Genomic DNA, 22516 nt, shown 5'->3' on the forward strand with positions numbered 1-22516 from the left:
AGCACTGGCACTATATACACGAAATGTAATGCTCTCTCTATTTGGGGGAGTGCTGCTTGGTGTTTTTGTTTTAAACGACTTCTCATTTTTAACTTCTTTAAAGAGTCTCTTCTCTCTTTTTGGCTCACTTTTAAGTGAGCCTTGGATACTCAAAACTTTGGCTTTTGCGATCTTGGTCGGAAGCATTATGGCTTTGATCGAAAAATCGGGCGGGATTGAAGGTTTTGTGGATTATATGCTGCACAAGACAAAGATCGTAAAATCTGGGCGCTCTGCTTTGATGCTCAGTTACGTGGTCGGCGTTATTATATTTGTGGAGTCATCCATTACGGCTCTGATTTCGGGAGCTGTGGGAAAACCGCTTTGCGACAAGTATAAGATATCAAGCGCAAAACTTGCTTTTGTCTGCGATTCGACATCGGCACCCATAAGCTCTCTCATTGTTCTCAATGGCTGGGGAGCGCTTCTTCTTGGGCTTATCGCTACGCAGATATCTTTAGGCATTATAGAGGCGGATGCCGTCTCCCTTCTTATCGACTCTATTTTATATAACTTTTACTCGATGGCCGCGCTTGTGGTTACCTTTTTAGCGATATGGTTTAATATAGATCTAGGAGATATGAAAAAAGCCAAGCATATACCAAAAGAGACGCAGAGTCTGCAAAGCGGCGGTGCAAGTATGTATTATATGCTTCTGCCTATTATATTGATGGTTATTTCGGTCTTTATTTTTCTTTATCTTACCGGTGATGGAGATATTTTAAAAGGGAGCGGTTCGAGCTCTATCTTTTACACAATGCTTACTACTTTTATATTTACTCTCTTTTACTTTGTCGGCACTAAGAACATGAACTTTTCAACATGGGCCAAAACTGCAGTTTTGGGGGCAAAAAAACTAATACCCATTGCACTGATACTGCTTTTTGCATTTGCTATAGGGGAGGTTACCACCAGCCTTAAAACAGGTCACTATCTGGCATCTTTAGCAAGTGAAAATTTAAGCATCTACCTGTTGGCGGGAGTGATATTTCTTATAAGTTCCGTTATCTCATTTTCAACTGGAACAAGCTGGGGAACTTTTAGCATAATGATACCCGTCGCAGTTCCTATGGCAGTTGCAATGGACGCAAATATCGCTCTGTGTATCGGAGCGGTTATTTCGGGAGGAATTTTCGGGGATCACTGCTCGCCAATCTCGGATACTACGATCATATCTTCGATGGCAAGTGATTGTGAAGTGATAGAGCACGTGCGAACTCAGATGCCTTACGCACTGATAAGCGGGACGATAGCGTTCGTGCTTTTTGTGCTCTTTAGCCTGCTCTAAACTCCTAGAGCAGTATTTATCGAGTAGCGCATATCGTCATCAAGATTATCCATGCCGCCGAGCATCCATCTAAGATAAGCAGCGTCACTTGCGGCAACCTCTGCGAGAGTTTTGCCTTTGTACTTTCCGAAATTAAATGATTTTATAAGGATTGGGGTTAGAGTCAGATCAACCATCTTCTCAACCGGATTTTCTGTCGGAAACTGCGCTAAAACAGCCTCTTTGAGTTTGCTTAAAAATAGTTTTAGAACAAGTACGTCACCTATCGCATCGTGAGCTTTTATGGTTATGCCGAGTTCATCCGCCTCTTTTTGCTCATCTAGGTAGAGACCCATTTTATAACGAAAATATTGAAGTCTGTGTGCCTCTTCATCCGGAAATATATGTTTAGCCACCCTTAGCGTGTCGATAACTTTCATCTGGGTTTTAAAACCCTCTTTTGCAAGCATATCTATGTCAAATTTTGCGTTGTGGATGATGATATAGTTTTCATCTGTGTTTAGTTCTTGAAGTCTTTTATATGATGCGCTCTCTTTGCATGGGCTCTTGCCCTCGAGCATATCTGGAGTGATGCCGTGAACTTCCATAGCGGCGTAATTTATAGGAACATCAGTTGTGAAAAACTCGTTTTGAACCTCTATCTTTTTCTCGCCTAAAACCATGAAGCCTAGCTGAATCACTCTGTCTAGCTCACCCGTTCCCGTTGTCTCAGTATCTAATATAATATATTTTTTTGCCAAATCTCTACCTTTTTGTTTTCTATATTAAAAAAGAAAGGAGTCTAACATATATTCGCTTTGAGCATGCAGATACTCGGGGCTAAGCTCTATTTTTATGGTCTCTTCGCCTATTTCGTAGGTGCAAAACTGTACAAATTTAAGCTGGATACTCTCGCCCTCAAACTCAAAGTTTCTAACGGCTAAAGGTTCGTTTATCTCTTCGAGAAGATCTTGAATATCATTTATAGAGTCTTTACAAGGCTGGAGATTTAGGAGTTTGAAAATATTTTGAAGCTTTATCTCCAAAGAGAGATCTTCATCCATAGCAAGATGCGTATTGTAGATGCCGCGAGCTAACTTCATAGCATTTAGGCTTAACGGTTCTGCCAATAGATTTCGTTTTACAATCTCTTTTTTAATCATAGTACTATCTTATATCTATATCCATTAAAAGTATATAAAAGCTATAATAGAGTTAATTTTTTTGAGGCATATTTATGACACGTATCTTACTATCTCTTATATTCATCTCCCTATCTCTGGCGGCATTGCAGATAAAACAAACGTCTATCGCATTTGGCGAAAAAAGAGTGGAACTTAGCAAAGAGTATATAAAAGAGCACTACAATTTAGAGGTAAAAGATATAAAAATCGTTCCAAAAATTATAGTGATTCATCATACGGCGATAGATGATTTTGCAGATTCACTCTCCCGTTTTACGTCCGAGACTCTTCCAACTGACAGACCGGACATTACAAGCGGCGGAGCGCTCAATGTCTCCGCTCACTTTATGGTTGAGCGTGACGGAACCATCCATCAGCTAATGCCGCTTGATTTTATGGCGCGTCATGTCATAGGGCTGAACTACAACTCCATCGGCATAGAGAACGTCGGCGGAGCAAACTCTGCTGACAACCTCACAAAAGAGCAGCTTCGGGCAAATGTTTTCCTTGTAAAAGAGCTCAAAAAACGCTTTGATACCATAGAATATGTCATAGGGCACTATGAGTATAGATGCTTTGAAGATACTCCGCTCTGGCTTGAAGTAGATGACGGCTACAGAACATTTAAAGATGACCCTTCAGTGCGCTTTATGGATGAGCTAAGAGCAAATATAGATAACTTTAAAGGCGCGCCTTGCAAGGGCATAGATGATTAGTTCGCCTCTTCTCTACCTCTTTTCTTTAGCACTTCTTGCCGCAGTTATAGCGCTTGTTGAGAAAAAGAGAGCTTCAAAGTTCTTTAGGTTCGTTCCCTCTTTTGTTCTGATATATCTCTTTAGTATGTCGCTGGCTTCTCTTGGGGTGTTTGAGAAAAATGAAGCGATAGATGCGGTATATAGCAATACAAAGCAGAACCTCCTCCCCGCTATGCTTTTTTTGATGCTTCTGCAGGTGGATATAAGAGACTTTTTTAAACTAGGAAAACCGCTTCTTGTGGCGTATCTATTGGCTCTTTTTTCGCTCTCTTTGGGTTTTATATTTATCTCTTTTATTTTTGATTTTAACGCAGAGACGGCGTCGGCTTTTGGAGCACTGAGCGGGAGCTGGATGGGCGGAGTGGCAAATATGGTAGCGGTTGGTTCGGCTCTTGGCGTCTCACAAGAGGCATTTGGTTACGCGCTTATAGTAGATAGTGTGAACTACACCGTCTGGATAATGTTTCTGCTATTTTTGACCCCTTTTGCATATAGATTTAACACATTTACCGCGTCGCATGAACAGATGGCAAAATTGAGTGAAATAGGGTGTGCATGCACCATCGGAGCAAAGAGATACTGGCTTTTGATACTTTTGTCTATCGTCGTCGCATTCGCTGTAAATATTATCGCCTCAAGCGGAATTGTGCTTCTAAACTACACTACGACAACGGTTGTTCTTGCGACTATACTTGGGCTTTTAGGTTCATTTACAAGACTAAAAGAGTTTGGCGGCTCTAGCGAAGTAGCAACCTCCATGCTCTACATGTTAATAGCGCTAATAGGCTCAAAAGCAGTGTTTGAAAACTTTAGCGGCGTAGGCATTTTAGTCTTTGCAGGGTTTTGTATCCTGCTCATTCATGCCCTTGTAATGGTTATAGGAGCAAAGATATTCAAGCTTGATTTATTTAGCATAGCCATAGCCTCACTCTCAAACATAGGCGGAGTAGCTTCGGCTTCAATACTAGCGGCAACCTACAACAAAGCACTTGTGGGCGTAGGTGTGCTTATGGCAGTAATGGGCTATCTTGTCGGAACATTCGGCGGTCTGGCTGTGGGGAATATTTTGGTTTGGATGGCGAAATGAAAAAAGAATCTAAAAATAATAAAAAGATTAACCTAAGCTAGAGTAGAGTAAAATATTACGGAAAATATCAAGGAGTATATTGTGGTATCATATGCAACAAACGAACTTATATCGTCATCTGATTTTGCTAAAAAATTTGGTTCATATCTTGGGCAGATTAGAGAGCATGCGGTAGAAAAATTGGCGATTTTAAAAAACAACAAAGTCGAAGCGGTGCTTATCTCTAAAGATGAGTATGAAAAAATGGCAGAAGCTTTGAAGTTTGTAGAAGCCAACGAAATAATAAAATCGATTCAAGCAGGACTTGAAGATGTAAAATCAGGCAGAGTTCAACCAATAGAAAAACTTTGGAGTGAACTTGATAATTGAGTATAGCGACAACTTTTTAAAAGAGGCAAAACCATTATCAAAAAAATTTAAACTCTTAAAGTCAGATTTGAGGACTGCTGTCGATGAGATAGAGTCTTCAAAAGATTTTGGAGTTCATCTAGGATTTAACCTTTTTAAAAAAAGAGTCAAAAACTCATCTATCCCGACAGGCAAGAGCGGCGGTTTTAGAATCATCATCTGCCAACAGCTTGAAGAGAAGATAGTTTTAATATCTATTTTTTCTAAAACCGATAAAGAAAATTTGAGTGATGATGAACTCTCTATGGCATTAAAGAAATTTTTGGAACAATAGAAAGTATTTATAAATGCAAAATAGTTATCAAAAAGATATTCAAACATTAGAAGAATATTCGCATATGTTATGTGACGATAGTCTCATAAATCACTTTGGTTGTTATAGCACATCACGGAAAGATGCATTATTCCCATTAAAAGTAAGTGACAATGAGTGCTTGCTTTTATCAGCTCCAGAATTTTCAGCACTTTTATATCGTGGTCAAAATGAGTATTTTGAAGTTTGCAAACCAACACTTTCAAGAAAAATGACAGCAAAAGAAAAATTAAAAGCAAATTTACAAAAAATAGAATTTTTATCTGCTATAAAGACCCATCATTTGACTAAAATCTTTCAGACTAAAAATTTTTTAGAACACTATAAACACTTACCAAATTATAAACTAAAGATAGATTATGAGGCATTATGAATTTAAGACAAATCATTTGGATTTTTCAAGAGATAAAGATATAGCAATGTTCTTTATGACTTGTAGCTATAACCCTAAAAACAGAACATTTACACCTATAAGCGATGGTTCAATGGGAGTGATGTATTCCTATGATTTTAAATTAGGCATTTTAAAAAATGAACACGCAATTAACCCTATTGGCTTTCAACCATTTTCAAGACCAGATAAACAAAAAGCTTTTTCGATAGTTTTTAACGAAAATCTAAATTTTAATGATTTTTCTTTTGTTCAAAAAGAGGATATTAAACTTACAAAAGAGCTTTGTGAAAAATATTATGATATGTTTGATGGTGGTGTAAAGCTTTTTCCAAAAGATGAAATAAGTGAATTAGCATATGAGATACAAAATAGTAACTATATTTCAAAAGATGCTATTGAGTTTTACTCTCAAGTTTCAAAAACTCCTAAAAAATCTGTAGTAAAATCTTTACAGCAAAATAGTATCTCTATCACTGATAATAAATATAGTTTTAATATCTCAAATATGGATGAATTTGACAAAAACTTGCAAAATATTATAAATGATTTAGACAATAGAATTTCGCCAAGAGGCATAAGTACATAGGAAATAATATGAATAGAATAATTAGAGCTGTTGGCAATATTTTGGTTTGGATGGCAAAATGAAAATCACAAACATAAAAACAGAAGTAAAACATATAGCCCTAAAAACCCCATTCAAAACAGCTCTGCGAGAGACTTCAGACGTAGAGTTTGTAAGAGTCTATGTTGAAGATGAGAACGGTCATATCGGCATTGGGGAAGCCCCTGCAACAAAGGCGATAACGGGTGAGGGTATAGAAGATATACTCCATTCCATAGATAGCGTAAAAGAGCAGTTTTCAGATCTTACATGCCAAGAAGCGTTGGAGCTTCTGCATAGTGGGTGCAAGATGGGCTCAAGTGCCAAAGCAGCGCTTGACATAGCGTTTGTATCTCTGGATGCAAAACAAAAAAGCTGCACTCTAAGAGAGCGGTTTTGTATAGAGGATTTTGCTCCCATAAAAACGGATGTGACAATCAGTCTAAACTCTGCAGACGTTATGCTCGAAGATGCCAAAAAAGCCTGCAACGAGAGAAAAGAGATACTCAAAGTAAAGGTCGGCAGCGATATTTTGCACGCAGTTGATGTTATAAGAAAAATCGCAAACTCCCTGCCGCAAGCAGAGATATTGGTCGATGCAAATCAGGCGTGGAGCTTTGAAGATGCGCACTTTTTTATAAACAATATGCTGGATGTTAAGATAGAGCTGATAGAGCAGCCTGTTATTGCGTCTGACTTGGAGAGTCTAAAAAAGATCACAGAGTTCTCGCACATTCCCATCTTAGCCGATGAAGCGGTTTTTACACTTCGAGATGTGAAAAAAGTAATGGAGTCTAAGAGTGCAGATATGATAAACATAAAGTTTATGAAGTGCGGCGGGGTTACAAAAGCCATAGAGATCTTGGAGTACGCAAGACAAAACGGTGTTAAATGTATGCTCGGTTCAATGCTTGAGGGTCCATACTCTATAAATATGGCGCTATATCTGGCATTTGCCTACAGAGATGTTATAAAGTATGTGGATCTCGACAGCCCGCTGCTCTACAAAGAGCCTTCAAGCGAGCTTGATTTTGAGTTTAGCGGGTGTGAGATCTCGCTTAAAACGTAAAACTCTCTTTTTTAAAGACTTTAAACTCTTTTGCCGTTTTCTCATCTTTGAGTCCAAGACTCTCAAGAGCTTTTGGATTTACCAAGAACCATCCAAGCACAACATCTACTCTGTCGCCCTCTTGAAGTTTGAAATCTCTTCTTACGGCTCTTTTCTCATTTGCCTGTATCATCGTATCTTTTATGACTTCCTCAGCCATCCAAGGCATAGATGGTTTGCCCTCCTTTCCTATCACTCTGACAAACACCTCTTTTTCAAGTTCCGTTGTCTCTTCCCCTCTTGTTACGCTTATCTTTAAGAGAGCCAGACGGGCAGGGTGAAGCAGAAGTGCGTGAGAGCTCTGGTTGTCCACATTCACTATGAAGTGATCTATGTTTCTGAGTATCGATATATTTACATATTTGCTCAGCATCTCAGAGTGAAAGTGCGCACCCGCAAAACCGTGAAAAGAGTGAGTTTTTGTCTCTATGATAGAGGAGAAGCTTCCCTCAACTTGAGGCATATGGCAGCTTACGCAGTTGGCGCTGTTCATTTCGCTGTTAACGTTGCTTGAGCAGAGGTTAAGACCGAATTTGTTTACATTGTGAGAATGGCACCCTACGCAGACATTACCGTTTTTAAAGTTCTCGTTCTCATCAGTTATGATCTTGTGGTAGGGAGAGTCAAGAGAGCTTCTGTTGGAGCCGTAATAGCTGTTTTTATCTTTTGAGATAATGTTCGTATTGCTCTGTGCATGCTCCTCTATCTTCTCTATGCGGTGGCAGTATGCACACCCTATAGCCTCTTGATGAGTAGGGTTTTGAGCATCAAACATCGCCTTTTCGCCCGGTGTTGTCATCTTGTCAAGATTGTCCGCTCCGGGTGTGTGGCATTTGCCGCAGCTGTACTGCTCGGTCTTGGTCATTGCTACTTGCTTGTTCCAGATAGCGTTGTGGATAGGGTCTTTTTGCGGTGTAGCATTTGCGTGCATAGAACCGTAGTACTCACTATATATCTGTTCATGGCACTTTTGACACTCTTGGTTGGGTGCAAACTCGTGAACGGCATCGTTCGCCCCTAAAAAAAGGGCTGTAAAAAGAAGTATGTATAGTGTTTTCATAACTATTTCCTTATATGAATTAGAGTCGGATTATAGCACTATTTGTTTGAAGAACTTGCTATGTATCTAAGCCATATAAATCCAAAAACTCCCGCAAACAAAGAGGCTGCTAATATCCCTATTTTTGCTTGAAATATAAATTCACTATTTCCCGCAAAAGCAAGGTCTGCCACAAATATGGACATCGTAAAACCGATGCCTCCCAAAAATGAGACACCAAAAATCTGACTCATAGTCGTGTTTTGCGGAAGTGTTGCAATGCCCAGCTTTATAGCAAGCCACGATAGACCTGCAATGCCAAGCACTTTTCCGGCTACAAGACCAAGTATTATGCCCATAGATATAGGCTGCACTATGCTTTCATTTATGGATGAAAAGTCGATCGCTATACCTGCATTTGCCAGAGCAAAAAGAGGGATCACAAGTAAACTCACAGGCAGATGAAGACCGTGCTCAAGCCTTGATGCCGGAGTTCCTACTGCATCTATGGTGTCTTTTATATTTTGAAGGATCGCTTTTTGTCTCTCATGCATCATATGATCTGTCGCTACCGGATACTTGTCATATTCGCTAAGCAGTTTGCATGTGTGCTCTGTCAGTGCGATAGGTGCATACTTTGGTTTTGATGGGATAGCCATTGCCGCAATAACTCCCGCTATTGTCGCATGTACTCCCGATTCAAGCATAAAGTACCACATAATAATGCCGACTATCAAGTATGGCAACACCGCATGTATGCCGAAACGGTTAAGAGCTATCATAACAAAAAAGGCTCCAAGTGCTAGGGCAAGCCAGAGCATATGTATCTCATTTGTGTAAAAAAGAGCAATGACCACGACTGCTCCGAGGTCATCTACGATTGCTAGGGCAACTAAAAAAGTAACCAGTGAAGTTGGAACTCTTTTGCCTAGTAACACAAGTGCGCTGATGGCAAAGGCAATATCGGTAGCCATAGGTATTCCCCACCCCTTTGCACCATCTGTGCCTGCGTTGATACTTAGATAGATAAGTGCAGGAATAAGCATCCCTCCGACTGCTGCCAGAATAGGCAAAATGGCAACTTTCATATCTGATAGTTCGCCTACCGTTATCTCTCTTTTTATCTCAAGTCCGATAATAAAGAAAAAGATAGCCATAAGCCCGTCGTTGATCCAGTGGTGGATGGAGTGGGAGAGCGTCCATGAGCTTACCTCAAGCTTGATGTAGGCGTGAAAGAAGTGCTCATACGCTTCTGAGATGGGAGAGTTTGCCAATACAAGTGCTACTACGGTCATAATCATAAGTATTAGACCGGTTGTCGTCTGTGCGTGTATAAACTCCTCAAAAGGAGTAGCTATTTTTTTAAATACCTTTTCCCACGGCGCATATAGTTTCTTCATAAAAATCCTTTGCTTTGTCGGCGCATTATAACAAATGAGTGTAACCAATGATATAATCTGCTTCATGAATTTAAAAGAGTTAAAAAATAGAGCAATATTGCTTTTTGGCAAGAGCCGCGCTTTTAGCAGTGATGAGTTTGCTTCACAGTTGAAGTTTCACAAAATAGGTCTCTCAAGTGAGTTTGGTGAGAATGTGGTATTGGTGGTCGAGGGAAAGATGATGACCCCTTATGAGCAGAACATCAGCGATGAGCTTTATGAAAAACACTCCCAAAGTGTAGAGTTTATCTCTATTGACGCTTTAGAGAGAGAGATTGCAAAACATATAGATGCAAATACTCTTTTGATGAGCCTTAAACTTAGCCGCAACAAAGAGAGACTCAAATCTTTTTTGAAAAACTCGATGATTAGTGATGATCTTTTTTTCAAGCTTCTAAAGATGTACTCGTGGGGCGGTGAGGACTTTTTTGAAAACGACGACAACCGTGATGTAAGTGCGGCGATAATCTTGCGCTTTTATCAAAATATAGAGCGAAACCATAATGTCCAGTATGCGACCACGGGTTTTATGCATCTTATTTCACAGACAAAAAACACAGAACTGCTCTACGCCATTTTATCGCTTGAGCCTATACGCTTCAATCCTAATATCCAAGTCGCGATCGCCGGAAATATCTGGTGCGATGATGAGATGCAGGAGATGCTCTGTAAAACAAATGACCCTGATGTCCTAGAGGCGCTATCACAAAACAGAAATCTAAAGCGAGAGCTGATCGAAGAGTTTTTAAAAGATGAGAAACTTGGCAGAAACGTAGCTAAAAATATTGAATTGACAGATGAGCTTTTTGAACTTTTTAAAACAAACAAGATAGGATTGGCACTAAATCATAGCTTGACCCAGCAGATGCAAAAAGAGCTTCTAAGTTACAACGATGATGAGATATCCTACGCTCTGGCACTTAACGGCGGTATTGATGAAGAGATAGTGCATCAGCTTTTAAAGAGCAAAAATGAGGAGATTATTTCAGCCCTGTATGAAAATCCAAAAACTCCTTCATCTATACTTGAAGAGGCGTACAGAAACAACAAATACTGCCAAGAGATAGCAAAAAATGAGAACACTCCGGTAGAGATATTGTATCAACTCCAGCTTGACTCAAAATATGCCCGCTCAGTTATGGAAAATCCGGCATTTGGCAGATATATACAACAAGAAAATATAGGATGGGAAGTATGAAAGCAACAGATCTAAGCTCGGCAATAGAAGCTTTGGTAGAGCAGAGAGTTCCGACATTTTTGTGGGGAGCACCGGGAATAGGAAAATCTTCTATTGTAAAGCAGATAGCAAAAAGCAGGGGTGTCGGTTTTATAGACTTAAGACTGGCACTTATGGATCCGACCGACCTTAAGGGGATCCCGTTTTACGACAAAGATTCCCACACTGCACTCTGGGCGCCTCCTGCCTTTTTGCCCCGTGAAGGAGAGGGGATCTTATTTTTGGATGAGCTAAACTCTGCGGCTCCTAGTGTTCAGGCTTCTGCTTATCAGCTAATACTTGATAGAAGAGTGGGCGAGTATGAACTCCCTGATGGCTGGGCGATAGTAGCTGCAGGAAACCGTGAGGGAGACAGGGGTGTTACCTACCGTATGCCAAGCCCTTTGGCTAACAGGTTTGTCCACTTTGAGATGGATGTAGATGTTGAGGACTGGAGGCTCTGGGCATACAGAAACGCTATTGATGAGAGAGTTCTCTCTTACATCTCATATAAAAATGAACATCTGTTCACTTTTGATGCCAAAAGCGATGCTAAAAGCTTTGCAACGCCTAGAAGCTGGGAGTATGTAAACAGCGTTCTAAAGAGCAAAGTCTCTGAAGATCTGCTTTTAGAGACCATCGGCGGAGCACTCGGCAAGGATGTTGCGGTCTCGTTTTTGGCATTTTGCAAGGTAATGAGTAGACTTCCGGATATAAAAAATATACTACACAGCGGAGGCGGTGAGTACAGCGATGAGGTAGATGTTCTTTATGCTCTAAGTACAGGACTCGTTAGCGCATACCTCAAAGATAGAGATGATAAGAAGTTAGAGAATTTGCTTAGATATACGTTTGGGTTAAAGAGCGAATTTGCCGTGATGACTGTTCAAGATCTGCAGAGAAACGGTGTCAACATGGAACATCTCGAAGCATTTAGAGAGTGGGTGGAGAAGTTTGCATATCTATTAGAATAACTCTTTAAAAGATAATTAATCAACTTGATTGTACCATAGGAGCGTACTAAAAATTTTCATGAGGAGTTAGATATGGCTAGAGTAGGAAATTCGATAATTAAAGGTCTAGAGGTCTCAGAGATCATTAAACTTCTAAACAGAGCTTATGCGGATGAGTGGCTGGCGTACTACCAGTATTTTATCGAGAGCAAGGTCGTAAAAGGAATCATGAAAGATGCTGCTATTACCGAGCTTGATCAGCACGCAGCCGATGAGCTAAGACACGCTACTATGATAGCAGACAGAATTTTGCAGCTTGGCGGAACGCCTCTTTTAAATCCAAAAGAGTGGATGAAGAAGACAAACTGCGGCTATGAAGAGCCTAAAAATTTCGATGTCGTCGCAATTCTAGAAGATGCCATCAAAGGCGAGCAGTGTGCTATAAACACTTACTCAAGCATAGTTGATCTCACAAGAGACAAAGATATAGTTACTTACGACATCGTCTCACAGATATTGGCTGACGAGGTCGAGCACGAAGAGGATCTCCAAGCGCTTCATGACGACATTACAGAGTTTGTAAGTGATCTTAAAAAGAGCCTGAAAAAATAACTAAAATATCAAAGAGGCACTCTCTTTGATGTTACGCACCAAAATCTTTCAATCTTTTCTTTTTCTTTTTTAAAGTAAATATTGCAATTTGTCATATTTTTAGATCAAAATAAAAATTTATATTATATTTTTCTATTTTAAAATATGGGAGTAAATATAATGGATGCAAAAAATAAACTCACAAATAATATTATCGTCGATGATAAAATTTTTATCATAAGAGGCGCTCAGGTAATGATAGATAAGGATTTAGCAGAGTTATATGACGTAGCTACTAAAAGACTTAATGAGCAGGTAAAGAGAAATATAGAGAGATTTGATAGTGATTTTATGTTTCAACTAACTGATGAAGAATTGAAAAATTTGCGGTCGCAAAATGCGACCACAAATTTTAATATGATAAGAACAAATCCTTATGTATTTACAGAGCAAGGGGTATATATGCTTGCTACTGTACTTAAAAGCGGTATTGCAGTAGAAGTTACTAAACAAATTATGCGAACATTTACAAAGCTGAAAAATCAATCTGTACCATACTTTGATATCATAAAAAGACTAGAAAAATTAGAAACAAATGATAAAGAAACAACTGAACTACTTCAAAAAGTGGTGCAAGTAGTTTCGAGTATGCAGGGCATTTATGATGAAGCTAAAGAGGGGACTAAGAAGATAGGGTTTGTTTGATTAAGCTCATTTATTTGTTATTTTAAACTTCTCCTGCAACTTCAAAGCTTTTTCGTAACTCTCTTTTTGAGCTTCTACTATTTCGTCAAAGGCAAAACCCTTCATAACAATTTCATATAAAAACGGTTTCTCTTTTCGCCAATTTCGTAAAGTCATCGGCGTAATATTCAGTAGTCTTGCTTTGTCTTGTTGTGTTAATTTCATAAAAAAATTCTAATCAATAAAAAATTTAAACAAAATTCGCAAATAAATTGCTAAATGATTATTAAAAAAGCAAATATTTTGCTCTTATTTTATAAAATAGAAAACAATTATCTAGAAATAAAACAAAAGAGAAAAATTTTATGGCAAATGAGAATCTTGCAAATGCAAAAAAAGCAAAAAATGATGAATTTTATACACAATATATTGATATAGAAAAAGAAGTGTCGGCGTATCTTGAATATGACCCAGATGTATTCAAAAATAAAATTATATTATTACCATGCGATGATCCGGAATGGAGTAATTTTACTAAATATTTTGCTCAAAATTTTGAGAGATTTGGTTTAAAAAAGCTTATTAGTACAAGTTATGCTTCTGCTAGTAAGTTATATGATACCAATTATCAGCCTACGCTCTTTGAAATCAATAATCCAAAGTATGATGAATTTAAGACTATAAAAAATGGAAAAATATTTACCCTAGACCATGATACTACACATGATGGCAGGATAGATATAAATGACTTAGAGTGGCACTACTTAGAAGGTGATGGAGATTTTAGAAGTGATGAAATAAAAAAACTAAGAGATGAAGCAGATATTATTATCACTAATCCACCATTTTCACAGTTTCGTATCTTTTTAGCTTGGATTATAGCGAGTAGTAAGCGGTTTTTAATTATCGGAAATATTAACGCAATTACATACAAAGAGGTTTTTCCACTTATTAAAGACAATAAAGTATGGCTTGGACCTAGTATAACAAGTGGAGATAGAGAGTTTGAAGTTCCAAAAGATGTTGTTGATATGACAAAATTTACGGGGAAAATAAGAGATGGAAGATATTATCAAAGAGTTGTAGGTGTCAGGTGGTTTACAAATATTGATCATGGCAGACGACATCAGCCAATATCACTAATGTCAGAAAAGGATGTAATTAAATACAGCACTAAAAAACCTTTTGACAGGTATGACAACTACGATGCCATAGAAGTTCCATATGTGAAACTCATCCCAAATGATTTTGACGGAGTAATGGGTGTGCCAATTAGTTTTTTGGATAAGTATAGTCCTGAGCAATTTGAAATTCTTGGAAGTGATTATGAGGTTAAAGATGGCAAATTACCACAATTAGTAAACTCATCATGGCAAGGAAAACTAGATAGAGGCTATATTACTGGCAGACGAGCATACAGCAGAATTTTAATAAAACATAAAAGGTAAACTATGACAACAACATTAAGAACTAAAATAACAATAAAAGAAATCTGTAACGGGTTTGTTTACAATGAACTTGAAGGCAAAGGTCTGTTTGGGTTATCTGGAAAATTAACCATCCAACCAGAGTATCAAAGAAACTATATTTATGCAGATGGAAAGAGGGATGTTGCGGTCATAGAATCAATTTTAAAAGGGTATCCGTTAGGGATAATTTACTTTAATAAAATATCTGATGATAAGTTTGAGGTTTTAGATGGACAGCAAAGAATCACAAGTATTGGAAGATATTTTACAAATAAATTAGCCATAAAAGATGAAAATGGGATGGAACAATATTTTGATACTATTGCTGAGGATAAAAGAAAAAAGATAGAAGAGACAGAGCTTTTGATATATGAGTGTGAGGGTGAAGAGAGTGAGATTAAAGAGTGGTTTAAAACTATAAATATAGTAGGTGTTCCTCTTAATGATCAAGAATTTTTAAATGCTATTTATTCAGGAAAGTTTGTGACACTTTGTAAAGAGGAGTTTAGCAACTCGCAAAATGCAAATATTCAAAAGTGGAGTGCTTATATCAAAGGCTCTGCTAATAGACAGGAGTTTTTTGCAGTCGCACTGGACTGGGTAAGTAAAGGAAATATTGATACTTATATGGCTCAGCATAGACATGATAATAATATTAATGAGATAAAAAGATATTTTAATAGTGTTATTGATTGGGTATCTGCAGTTTTTATAGATGTTGAAAAAGAGATGTGTGGGTTAGAGTGGGGAAGGCTGTATGAAGAGTATCATAGACAAGCATATAATCCTACTGAAATTCAAAACAGACTTTATAAATTATATAGTGATCCTTATATAAAAAATTATAAAGGATTGTACGAGTACATTTTGGGTGGAGAAAAGGATACAAAATTACTAGATGTACGAGTCTTTGATGATGCTACAAAAAGAAGGGTCTATAAAGAGCAAACCAAAATAGCAGAATTAAAAGGAGTTTCAAACTGTCCATTGTGTGCCATTAGAAATAATTCAAATCAAACGAAAATTTGGAAGCAAAATGAGATGGATGCAGATCATGTCACAGCATGGAGTAAGGGCGGTGCTACAGATTTCCAAAATTGTGAAATGTTATGTAAAACACATAATAGAGCAAAAGGGAATCGGTAATAGTGACATTTTGATAGACAAGTAGATTTATTTATAATATTAAAGATAGAGTAATCACATCTTGTTTCGTTGGTACTTTAATGTTTGATATAATAGTCTTAAAAAATGGATATTTGTATGTCAAGCATTGAGCAAAAAATCTCTCAAGCAAAATCAAAACTTCTTCTCAATCACCCTTTTTTCGGGGCACTTGCGGCAAAGCTTGAACTTGTTCAAAATGATGATATTCAGAGCTTTAAAAGCAACGGCATCAAGTTAGAGTACAACAGCGATTTTTTGCAAAAGTTAGACTCCGCGCAGATGGAGTTCGTTTTTGCAAACGGTGCAATGCACGCCTCTCTTGCCCATGAAGTGAGAAAAAACGGCAGAAGCGGATGGTTGTGGCAATTGGCTACAGACTATGCTATTAATGATATGTTAGTTCAAAACGGTCTTGTCCGTCCGGATGAGGCGCACTACTCAAAGAGATTTAGCGGTATGTACGCAGAGGAGATATATGCGGAGTTAAAAGAGGATATTTTGCGTGATGAGCTTGAATATAAATCGGACGAGACGGATGATGTGCAAGATAGTAAGAGTGAACAAAACAGGCAAAAAACGCCTCAAAAAACCGATGCCCTGAGCGAACAGCTTTTTGAAGAGTTTGCCAAAGCTAAACTTGAAGAGGAGGCAAAAAACTCCGAGATGCCCATCGGGATAGGAAGATTTTTCAGCATAACAGACGAGGGAAAGGTAGACTGGCGCAGAGAGCTAAATGCGGCACTGCAGAGATTTTACAGAGATGACTATAGACTCATTCCGCCTAGTAAAAAACTTCTCTACAGAGGCATATATCTGCCATCATCCACAACTCAAAGAGTAAAAATTGTCGTGGCAGTCGATAGCTCGGGTTCGGTAGATGAAAAACTTCTAGACGAGTTTTTAAGCGAGCTTAACTTTTTGATGTTGAGTGTTGCAAATTTTGAGATAGACATGCTTGTCTGCGATGACAAGATCAGATCGCATAAAACCTTTTTTGGCGGCGATATTTTAGAAGCAGATATAAAAGGGGGCGGAGGAACCGACTTCAGACCCGTTTTTGAGTTTATAGACAAAGAGCTCTTAGATGTGCAGCTGCTTCTGTACTTCACTGATCTGGATGGAGTTTTTCCAAAAGATGCGCCAAACTACGAGGTTAAGTGGGTGTCTCCAAAAGAGGCCATTGTGCCATTTGGCAGTCTGATCGTGTTAGAATAGTTCATAAAAAAATGGAGTCGAATATGCAAGAGTCTAATAACTGGCACTCTTTAGAAGTAGATGAAGTTCTAAGAGCAGTTGAGAGTTCACAAGATGGTCTAAGCAGCACCGAAGTTGAGGCAAGGCTTAAAAAATATGGACCTAACAAACTTCAAGAAGAGAAGAAAAAGAGCGCAGTTGTACGTTTTTTAATGCAGTTTAACAACCTTTTGATCTACGTACTTTTAAGTGCTGCCGTAGTGACTGCAGTGCTTGATCATATGATAGATACGGTCGTAATACTAGGAGTCGTGCTAATCAATGCCATTATAGGTTTTATCCAAGAGAATAGAGCTCAAAATGCGATGGATGCCATAAAAAAGATGCTGGCATTTCATGCTATTGTCATGAGGGATAATAGTAAGCAAAAAGTACAAAGTGAATCATTGGTCATCGGCGATATTGTCTTTATGAAGCCGGGAGATAGAGTTTTAGCGGATATAAGGCTGCTTGAGACACACGCCTTTAGCGTTCAGGAAGCTCCACTGACCGGAGAGTCCGTTGCTGTTGAGAAGAGTGTCAAAAAAGTCATGCCTGAAGCAACTTTGGGAGACAGAAGCTCAATGGCATTTGCAGGAACGACTATAGCAGGCGGAGAAGCAAAAGGTGTTGTGGTCGCTACGGCAGACAGAACGGAGCTTGGACGTATAAGCGGAATGTTAAGCAGTGTAGAGACACTGACCACGCCTCTTGTTGAGCAGATGGATAGATTCGCCAAATATCTAACTTTTTTTATACTCTCCTTTTCTCTTCTTATTTTTCTTGTCGGTTATTTTGTAAAAGGGCTTGATTTTACAGAGGCATTTATGGCGGTAATAGGGCTTTTTGTCGCCGCTATTCCCGAAGGTCTGCCAGCTGTTTTGACTATAACGCTTGCAGTAGGTGTGCAGGCTATGGCAAAGAGAAATGCAATAGTCAGACAGCTGCCGGCCATTGAGACCATAGGCTCCGTTTCTGTTATATGCTCGGACAAAACAGGAACTCTTACTCAAAACGAGATGATGGTCAGCAGTGTAGTTACAAATGATAGAAATTACAGAGTAAGTGGTGCAGGTTATGAACCGATAGGGGATCTATATTTCAAGGATGAGAAGGTTGATATAGATAGAGATGAGAGAGTGAAATTTTTGGCTAAAACCTCTCTTTTATGCAGTGACGCTATTTTAAGGGAAGAGGATAACTCTTGGACAATTGAGGGAAGTCCGACAGAGGGTGCCCTAGTCACATTTGCCCATAAAGCCGGCTTCTACGCCAATGAGACAAGAGAGGTTTTTAAGCGTGATGACAAGATACCGTTTGATTCAAAACATAAATATATGGCGACGTTAAACCATAGTCATGAAGGTGAATCCATTATCGTCGTAAAAGGGGCGGCAGAGATCATCATTAAAATGTCAGAGTTCGAGTATGTAGACGCAGAGAATGAAAAAGAGATTCAGAGCGCATACTGGGAAGAGATGGCAAAAGAGCTTGCCTCTTGCGGAGAGAGGGTGCTGGCACTTGCGTATAAAAAAGTATCTCATGATAAAGCAACGCTTGATTTTGATGATCTAAAAGAGGGGCTTGTGCTTATTGCGCTTGTAGGATTGATCGATCCTCCGCGTCCTGAAGCCATAGAGGCTATAAAAGAGTGTTACAGCGCACATATAGATGTAAAAATGATAACCGGAGATCATCTTTTAACCGCAACTGCCATAGGAAAAACTATAGGGCTTAGAAATTGTGAAAATGTCTTAAGCGGTGCGGATATAGAGAAGTTAAGTGATGAGGAGCTTGAGAGAGTCGTACTTAATACAGATATATTTGCAAGAACCACTCCTGAGCATAAATTAAGATTGGTAAAGGCGCTTCAAGCGCACTCAAAAATTGTAGCGATGACAGGGGATGGCGTAAACGATGCGCCTGCACTAAAGAGAGCCAATGTCGGTATCGCTATGGGAAAAAGCGGCACCGAGGCGGCAAAAGAGTCGAGCGAATTTGTTTTAACAGATGACAATTTTGCCTCAATAGTAAATGCCGTAAGAGAGGGCAGAAGAGTTTATGACAATATAAAAAAGGTCATAAGCTGGACGCTTCCAACTAATGCTTCTGAGGCTTCGGTAATTATAGTTGCAATATTTTTTGGAATGGTTATGCCGATAACTCCTATTCAAATCCTTTGGGCAAATATGATAACAGCCGTTACATTGGGTATTGCACTGGCATTTGAGGATGAAGATAAAAATATAATGAAAAGAAGTCCTAGAGCTATTGATGAGCCTATTTTAAACAGAGAGCTGATATGGCATATAGTTTATGTGACAACCCTCTTTCTTATTGCGGTTTTTGGCGCTTTTTACTATGCGATGCAAAGCGGCGCAAGCGTAGAGTATGCGAGAACTCTCGCACTTAATGTTCTGGTCTTTTTGGAGATATTTCACCTTTTTTATATTAGAAATCTAAACATAATTGAGCTGAAGCTTAGTGATGTTTTGGCAAACAGAGTAGTGTGGAGCGCAGTATCCGTCATCTTTTTTGCACAGATCGCTATAACTTACATACCGTTTTTGCAGGGAGTTTTTTTAACGGCATCTTTAACGCTATTTGATTTTAGTATGATCTTTCTATGCGGAGTTGTAGTCTTCGCTCTCTTGGAGCTTGAGAAGCAGTTTAGACTTAGGGTTGCAAGAAAAAGAGAGATAGCCTAGTTTACGGCTATCTGATTTCTTCCGTTTTGTTTTGCGTTGTATAGCAGCATATCTGCTTCGTTTACGCTTGAGTCAAGGTTCTCGTCGTTGGTTGTCACAAGCCCTATGGAGATAGTGTAGTTTATCTCCTCGTTGTTGTTGCCTTTGGTTTTGCTGCTCTGCACATTTTGTCTGATCCTCTCAAGTATCTCTATAGCTTTTTGCGCAGATACGTCTTTAAGCAAAACGCCGAACTCCTCTGCGGCAAATCTTGCCACTATATCCTCGTTTGAGACGTTTGTTCTTAATATATCTGAGAGATGCACGATAGCTCTGTCTCCTGCATCATGACCGTATGTGTCGTTTATCTTTTTGAAATTGTCGATATCTATCATAGCTATTGCGAAATGCTCTGAGTTCTCTTTAGCATCTTCGAAATATTTTGAAGCGTTCGTAAAGAAGTATCTTCTGTTGTAAAGACCTGTTAAAAAGTCGCGCTGCGCATTGTTCGTGATCTCCTGTATATTTTCAAGAGCCTCGATCGAGTTGTTTATGCGGCATGAGAACTCCTCTTTTGAAAACGGTTTTTTTATGTAGTCGTTTGCACCGTTCTTTAAAAACAGAGCGGTCGTTTCATCATCGTTATCACCAGACATTACAATGACGGCAAGCTCATTTTTCATATATTTTTTTCTGATCTCTCCAGTGAGCACAAGACCATTCATAACCGGCATATGATAGTCCGTAAGAACAAGACTTATATCGGGGGCATTCTCTAGCATGCCTAGCGCCTCCTCCCCGTGTGCGACGGATATAACCTTGAAAAACATATTTTCAAGCATACCCTGCATCTGTTTTCTAAATACAAGAGAGTCGTCTATCACTAGTATCTTGTGGTTTTGGTTCTTTTTGAGTCTTTTTATGGTCTGGATGATATAGTTGACATCATTTGTTCCGCTTTTTGTAACGTAATCAATGATGTTTTTTTTGAGCATCTTCTTTCTAAACTCTTTGTCGATATTTCCGCTTAGCACAATGACGCGGTTATCTTTCTCCAAAGCATAATCGACTATCTCCCCGTTTGGGGCGTCTGGAAGATTAATATCCAGAAGGGTCAAAAAATATTTATATCTTTTTAAAAAGAGTTTTGCCTCAGAGAGGTTGTATGCAACATCAACTTCAAAATCCATCTCCAAGCTTATCTTTTTTGCTATCAGCTTTGCTAAAGTCTTGTTGTCTTCTACTACCAATATTCTATTGCTCATAAGGCAGAACTCCCCTAATTTTTTTCGTTATTATAGTATAATTTTTTATGGATTATTTGAACAGAGTCATTGAAAAACTAAAGGCGAAAAAGAGTGTTTTTTTAACGGGCGGTGCGGGAGTCGGAAAGACAACTATTACAAGAGAAGTTATAAAATATTATGAGAGCGAGTCTAAAAAAGTGGCAAAACTAGCCTCTACCGGAATGGCGGCAACGCTTATAGGCGGGCAGACGCTGCACAGTTTTTTGGACTTGGGGATCGCCTCAAGTCTGAGCGAACTTGAGATGAACTCTAAATTTGAGGCAAGCAAGAAGGTAAAAAAGCTTATATCCTCTATGGATCTTATAGTCATAGATGAGATCTCGATGGTGAGCGATGCCCTGCTTGATATGATACGCATAAGGCTTGAGCAGAGTGATTTTAAGGGCTCACTTCTGGTTGTCGGCGATTTTTTGCAGCTTCCTCCCGTGGTTCGCGGCTACAAAGAGGTAAGATTTGCTTTTGAGTCCGATTCATGGAGAGAGTTTGAGTTTGAAGAGGTTGAGCTGACACACGTTTACAGAACTGATGACAGTGATTTTATAGAGCTTCTATCAAGTATAAGAGACGGTTTTGTGGATGAGAGTGTACATAACGCCCTCAATGAGTTTATAAAACCGCTTCCGCAGGATTTGAGCGAATTTACCTTTTTATTCGGTAAAAATATCTCCGCATCACTGCACAACAAAAATCAGCTGGAGTTTGTAGATAGCGAGCTCTTTATTAAAGAAGCGGGAGTCATAAAACACTCTAAGAGCGTAAAAGAGAGCGAAATAGAGCGTTTTATGGATGATGCAAGGATAGAGAGAGAGCTGGAGCTAAAGATCGGCGCACCTGTGCTCTTTACCAGAAATGCATGGAACTACTTTAACGGTGAGCGTGGAGTGGTCGTAAATATAGATGCCACCTATGTATATGTACAAAAAAGAGACGGTGTTGTCGTAAAGCTTGAGACGGTGGCACAGAGTAAAGAGGTGTGGAGCGAGAAGAGTGTAGACGGGAAAAAAGAGGTGCTTCAAGAGAGCCTATTTAGTGTCTATCAATACCCCATAAAGCTTGCATATGCCATAACTATCCACAAGTCGCAGGGCATGAGCATAGAGGATCTAATAATAGAGACAAACGAGATATTTGCGCCATCGCAGTTTTATGTGGCGATCTCCAGAAGTTCAAGCCCAAAACGCCTGAACCTGATAGCGCCAAAGCGGCAGTGGAGAGATATAGTGTTCGTAAATAATAAAGCTCTGGAGTTTGTAAAAAGAGGGGTTTAAACTATTTTGCATCCTCTTTCTGCAACTTTAGATAGGTCTCGTAATTTACTACGCTTCCCCCATACTTTTTAACATGCTCGTTTGCATCTTCCTCTTTTGCAAAAGCAAAGTACTCCTGCATAGTTCCGTATTTATGGCTGTCAATAACGTAGAATGCATCTTTTGCTACGACTAAGCCGTAATTTTTCGCATCAACGATATATTTTATCTCCTCTTTTTCGGAGGCGATCAAAGATATCACTATCAAAAATATTAATAACAGAGCTTTCATATTGATCCATCCTTTGAATTTTAGAGTAAATGA

General features: G+C 39.0%; 24 protein-coding genes. 17 read left to right on the forward strand and 7 right to left on the reverse strand.

What is annotated here, in order from left to right; translation table 11 throughout:
- Positions 1 to 28 precede the first annotated feature (28 nt).
- On the forward strand, positions 29 to 1327 hold the full coding sequence (locus tag FCU45_RS10490; protein WP_137015048.1) for a Na+/H+ antiporter NhaC family protein: 1299 nt from the start codon (positions 29 to 31) through the stop codon (positions 1325 to 1327).
- On the opposite strand, the gene FCU45_RS10495 is transcribed toward FCU45_RS10490, so the two are convergent.
- Positions 1324 to 2067, reverse strand: coding sequence for a 3'-5' exonuclease (locus tag FCU45_RS10495; RefSeq protein ID WP_137015050.1), 744 nt, complete (start codon positions 2065 to 2067; stop codon positions 1324 to 1326). The genes FCU45_RS10490 and FCU45_RS10495 overlap by 4 nt on opposite strands.
- 24 nt (positions 2068 to 2091) lie before the next feature.
- Entirely contained in the window at positions 2092 to 2469 is a 378-nt protein-coding gene (locus FCU45_RS10500; RefSeq protein WP_137015052.1) for a hypothetical protein, read from the reverse strand.
- A gap of 74 nt (positions 2470 to 2543) precedes the next feature.
- Here FCU45_RS10500 and FCU45_RS10505 point away from each other — a divergent pair, with 74 nt between their 5' ends.
- The 7 genes from FCU45_RS10505 to FCU45_RS10535 all read left to right on the forward strand — a co-directional run bounded on the left by FCU45_RS10505 (position 2544) and on the right by FCU45_RS10535 (position 7120).
- Complete coding sequence (locus tag FCU45_RS10505; protein WP_137015054.1) at positions 2544 to 3206, forward strand: N-acetylmuramoyl-L-alanine amidase; 663 nt, start codon at positions 2544 to 2546, stop codon at positions 3204 to 3206.
- Positions 3199 to 4332 (forward strand): DUF819 family protein, encoded by a 1134-nt coding sequence (locus tag FCU45_RS10510; protein ID WP_137015056.1) that lies wholly within the window; start codon positions 3199 to 3201, stop codon positions 4330 to 4332. Before FCU45_RS10505 ends, FCU45_RS10510 begins: the two co-directional genes overlap by 8 nt.
- A gap of 81 nt (positions 4333 to 4413) precedes the next feature.
- Entirely contained in the window at positions 4414 to 4701 is a 288-nt protein-coding gene (locus FCU45_RS10515) for a type II toxin-antitoxin system Phd/YefM family antitoxin (protein ID WP_170175859.1), read from the forward strand.
- On the forward strand, positions 4691 to 5014 hold the full coding sequence (locus tag FCU45_RS10520; RefSeq protein WP_170175860.1) for a type II toxin-antitoxin system RelE/ParE family toxin: 324 nt from the start codon (positions 4691 to 4693) through the stop codon (positions 5012 to 5014). Before FCU45_RS10515 ends, FCU45_RS10520 begins: the two co-directional genes overlap by 11 nt.
- A 13-nt stretch (positions 5015 to 5027) precedes the next feature.
- The gene (locus FCU45_RS10525; RefSeq protein WP_137015062.1) at positions 5028 to 5426 is read left to right on the forward strand and encodes a hypothetical protein; all 399 of its coding nucleotides are present in this window, start codon (positions 5028 to 5030) and stop codon (positions 5424 to 5426) included.
- Complete coding sequence (locus tag FCU45_RS10530) at positions 5413 to 6033, forward strand: hypothetical protein (protein ID WP_137015064.1); 621 nt, start codon at positions 5413 to 5415, stop codon at positions 6031 to 6033. Before FCU45_RS10525 ends, FCU45_RS10530 begins: the two co-directional genes overlap by 14 nt.
- A 58-nt stretch (positions 6034 to 6091) precedes the next feature.
- Positions 6092 to 7120, forward strand: coding sequence for a dipeptide epimerase (locus FCU45_RS10535; protein ID WP_137015066.1), 1029 nt, complete (start codon positions 6092 to 6094; stop codon positions 7118 to 7120).
- On the opposite strand, the gene FCU45_RS10540 is transcribed toward FCU45_RS10535, so the two are convergent.
- The gene (locus FCU45_RS10540; RefSeq protein WP_137015068.1) at positions 7110 to 8219 is read right to left on the reverse strand and encodes a multiheme c-type cytochrome; all 1110 of its coding nucleotides are present in this window, start codon (positions 8217 to 8219) and stop codon (positions 7110 to 7112) included. The genes FCU45_RS10535 and FCU45_RS10540 overlap by 11 nt on opposite strands.
- A 38-nt stretch (positions 8220 to 8257) precedes the next feature.
- Positions 8258 to 9598 carry a Na+/H+ antiporter NhaA gene (gene nhaA, locus FCU45_RS10545; RefSeq protein WP_137015070.1) on the reverse strand — a complete coding sequence of 447 codons (1341 nt, stop codon included), beginning with the start codon at positions 9596 to 9598 and terminating at the stop codon, positions 8258 to 8260.
- Positions 9599 to 9632: 34 nt separating this feature from the next.
- Here nhaA and FCU45_RS10550 point away from each other — a divergent pair, with 34 nt between their 5' ends.
- From FCU45_RS10550 to FCU45_RS10565, 4 genes are all read left to right on the forward strand, one after another.
- Positions 9633 to 10835, forward strand: coding sequence for a hypothetical protein (locus FCU45_RS10550; RefSeq protein WP_246032291.1), 1203 nt, complete (start codon positions 9633 to 9635; stop codon positions 10833 to 10835).
- Entirely contained in the window at positions 10832 to 11827 is a 996-nt protein-coding gene (locus tag FCU45_RS10555) for an AAA family ATPase (protein ID WP_137015072.1), read from the forward strand. The genes FCU45_RS10550 and FCU45_RS10555 overlap by 4 nt, the downstream gene beginning before the upstream one ends.
- A gap of 72 nt (positions 11828 to 11899) precedes the next feature.
- Positions 11900 to 12418, forward strand: coding sequence for a ferritin-like domain-containing protein (locus tag FCU45_RS10560; protein ID WP_137015074.1), 519 nt, complete (start codon positions 11900 to 11902; stop codon positions 12416 to 12418).
- Between the two features lie 159 nt (positions 12419 to 12577).
- Positions 12578 to 13102: an ORF6N domain-containing protein gene (locus FCU45_RS10565; RefSeq protein ID WP_137015076.1), complete on the forward strand. Its 525-nt coding sequence runs from the start codon at positions 12578 to 12580 to the stop codon at positions 13100 to 13102.
- Between the two features lie 6 nt (positions 13103 to 13108).
- Here the strand turns inward: FCU45_RS10565 and FCU45_RS10570 are convergent, their stop codons facing one another.
- On the reverse strand, positions 13109 to 13306 hold the full coding sequence (locus tag FCU45_RS10570) for a hypothetical protein (RefSeq protein ID WP_137015078.1): 198 nt from the start codon (positions 13304 to 13306) through the stop codon (positions 13109 to 13111).
- Positions 13307 to 13446: 140 nt separating this feature from the next.
- Between FCU45_RS10570 and FCU45_RS10575 the strand changes: the two genes are divergently transcribed.
- The 4 genes from FCU45_RS10575 (at position 13447) to FCU45_RS10590 (ending at position 19658) form a co-directional block, all read left to right on the forward strand.
- Positions 13447 to 14529 carry an adenine-specific methyltransferase EcoRI family protein gene (locus tag FCU45_RS10575; protein WP_137015080.1) on the forward strand — a complete coding sequence of 361 codons (1083 nt, stop codon included), beginning with the start codon at positions 13447 to 13449 and terminating at the stop codon, positions 14527 to 14529.
- A gap of 3 nt (positions 14530 to 14532) precedes the next feature.
- Positions 14533 to 15696: a GmrSD restriction endonuclease domain-containing protein gene (locus FCU45_RS10580; protein ID WP_137015082.1), complete on the forward strand. Its 1164-nt coding sequence runs from the start codon at positions 14533 to 14535 to the stop codon at positions 15694 to 15696.
- Between the two features lie 117 nt (positions 15697 to 15813).
- Positions 15814 to 16932 (forward strand): vWA domain-containing protein, encoded by a 1119-nt coding sequence (locus tag FCU45_RS10585; RefSeq protein WP_137015084.1) that lies wholly within the window; start codon positions 15814 to 15816, stop codon positions 16930 to 16932.
- A 23-nt stretch (positions 16933 to 16955) separates the two neighbouring features.
- On the forward strand, positions 16956 to 19658 hold the full coding sequence (locus FCU45_RS10590; protein WP_137015086.1) for a cation-translocating P-type ATPase: 2703 nt from the start codon (positions 16956 to 16958) through the stop codon (positions 19656 to 19658).
- Here FCU45_RS10590 and FCU45_RS10595 read toward each other — a convergent pair.
- Complete coding sequence (locus FCU45_RS10595; protein WP_137015088.1) at positions 19655 to 20902, reverse strand: GGDEF domain-containing response regulator; 1248 nt, start codon at positions 20900 to 20902, stop codon at positions 19655 to 19657. The genes FCU45_RS10590 and FCU45_RS10595 overlap by 4 nt on opposite strands.
- 47 nt (positions 20903 to 20949) lie before the next feature.
- Between FCU45_RS10595 and FCU45_RS10600 the strand changes: the two genes are divergently transcribed.
- Positions 20950 to 22212 (forward strand): ATP-dependent DNA helicase, encoded by a 1263-nt coding sequence (locus FCU45_RS10600; protein WP_137015090.1) that lies wholly within the window; start codon positions 20950 to 20952, stop codon positions 22210 to 22212.
- A 1-nt stretch (position 22213) separates the two neighbouring features.
- Here the strand turns inward: FCU45_RS10600 and FCU45_RS10605 are convergent, their stop codons facing one another.
- Entirely contained in the window at positions 22214 to 22483 is a 270-nt protein-coding gene (locus FCU45_RS10605; RefSeq protein WP_137015092.1) for a nitrous oxide reductase accessory protein NosL, read from the reverse strand.
- Positions 22484 to 22516 lie beyond the last annotated feature (33 nt).

The organism is Sulfurimonas crateris (assembly GCF_005217605.1).
Classification (GTDB): Bacteria; Campylobacterota; Campylobacteria; order Campylobacterales; family Sulfurimonadaceae; genus Sulfurimonas; species Sulfurimonas crateris.

What these genes read in the sequence shown, in the direction of transcription:
- FCU45_RS10570 (WP_137015078.1), bottom strand. Translation starts at nt 13,306, where the DNA reads ATGAAATTAACACAACAAGACAAAGCAAGACTACTGAATATTACGCCG.
- FCU45_RS10535 (WP_137015066.1), top strand. Translation starts at nt 6,092, where the DNA reads ATGAAAATCACAAACATAAAAACAGAAGTAAAACATATAGCCCTAAAA.
- FCU45_RS10500 (WP_137015052.1), bottom strand. Translation starts at nt 2,469, where the DNA reads ATGATTAAAAAAGAGATTGTAAAACGAAATCTATTGGCAGAACCGTTA.
- FCU45_RS10550 (WP_246032291.1), top strand. Translation starts at nt 9,633, where the DNA reads ATGAGTGTAACCAATGATATAATCTGCTTCATGAATTTAAAAGAGTTA.
- FCU45_RS10510 (WP_137015056.1), top strand. Translation starts at nt 3,199, where the DNA reads ATGATTAGTTCGCCTCTTCTCTACCTCTTTTCTTTAGCACTTCTTGCC.
- FCU45_RS10505 (WP_137015054.1), top strand. Translation starts at nt 2,544, where the DNA reads ATGACACGTATCTTACTATCTCTTATATTCATCTCCCTATCTCTGGCG.
- FCU45_RS10585 (WP_137015084.1), top strand. Translation starts at nt 15,814, where the DNA reads ATGTCAAGCATTGAGCAAAAAATCTCTCAAGCAAAATCAAAACTTCTT.
- FCU45_RS10580 (WP_137015082.1), top strand. Translation starts at nt 14,533, where the DNA reads ATGACAACAACATTAAGAACTAAAATAACAATAAAAGAAATCTGTAAC.
- FCU45_RS10590 (WP_137015086.1), top strand. Translation starts at nt 16,956, where the DNA reads ATGCAAGAGTCTAATAACTGGCACTCTTTAGAAGTAGATGAAGTTCTA.
- nhaA (WP_137015070.1), bottom strand. Translation starts at nt 9,598, where the DNA reads ATGAAGAAACTATATGCGCCGTGGGAAAAGGTATTTAAAAAAATAGCT.
- FCU45_RS10575 (WP_137015080.1), top strand. Translation starts at nt 13,447, where the DNA reads ATGGCAAATGAGAATCTTGCAAATGCAAAAAAAGCAAAAAATGATGAA.
- FCU45_RS10605 (WP_137015092.1), bottom strand. Translation starts at nt 22,483, where the DNA reads ATGAAAGCTCTGTTATTAATATTTTTGATAGTGATATCTTTGATCGCC.
- FCU45_RS10560 (WP_137015074.1), top strand. Translation starts at nt 11,900, where the DNA reads ATGGCTAGAGTAGGAAATTCGATAATTAAAGGTCTAGAGGTCTCAGAG.
- FCU45_RS10565 (WP_137015076.1), top strand. Translation starts at nt 12,578, where the DNA reads ATGGATGCAAAAAATAAACTCACAAATAATATTATCGTCGATGATAAA.
- FCU45_RS10540 (WP_137015068.1), bottom strand. Translation starts at nt 8,219, where the DNA reads ATGAAAACACTATACATACTTCTTTTTACAGCCCTTTTTTTAGGGGCG.
- FCU45_RS10600 (WP_137015090.1), top strand. Translation starts at nt 20,950, where the DNA reads ATGGATTATTTGAACAGAGTCATTGAAAAACTAAAGGCGAAAAAGAGT.
- FCU45_RS10490 (WP_137015048.1), top strand. Translation starts at nt 29, where the DNA reads ATGCTCTCTCTATTTGGGGGAGTGCTGCTTGGTGTTTTTGTTTTAAAC.
- FCU45_RS10525 (WP_137015062.1), top strand. Translation starts at nt 5,028, where the DNA reads ATGCAAAATAGTTATCAAAAAGATATTCAAACATTAGAAGAATATTCG.
- FCU45_RS10595 (WP_137015088.1), bottom strand. Translation starts at nt 20,902, where the DNA reads ATGAGCAATAGAATATTGGTAGTAGAAGACAACAAGACTTTAGCAAAG.
- FCU45_RS10530 (WP_137015064.1), top strand. Translation starts at nt 5,413, where the DNA reads ATGAGGCATTATGAATTTAAGACAAATCATTTGGATTTTTCAAGAGAT.
- FCU45_RS10555 (WP_137015072.1), top strand. Translation starts at nt 10,832, where the DNA reads ATGAAAGCAACAGATCTAAGCTCGGCAATAGAAGCTTTGGTAGAGCAG.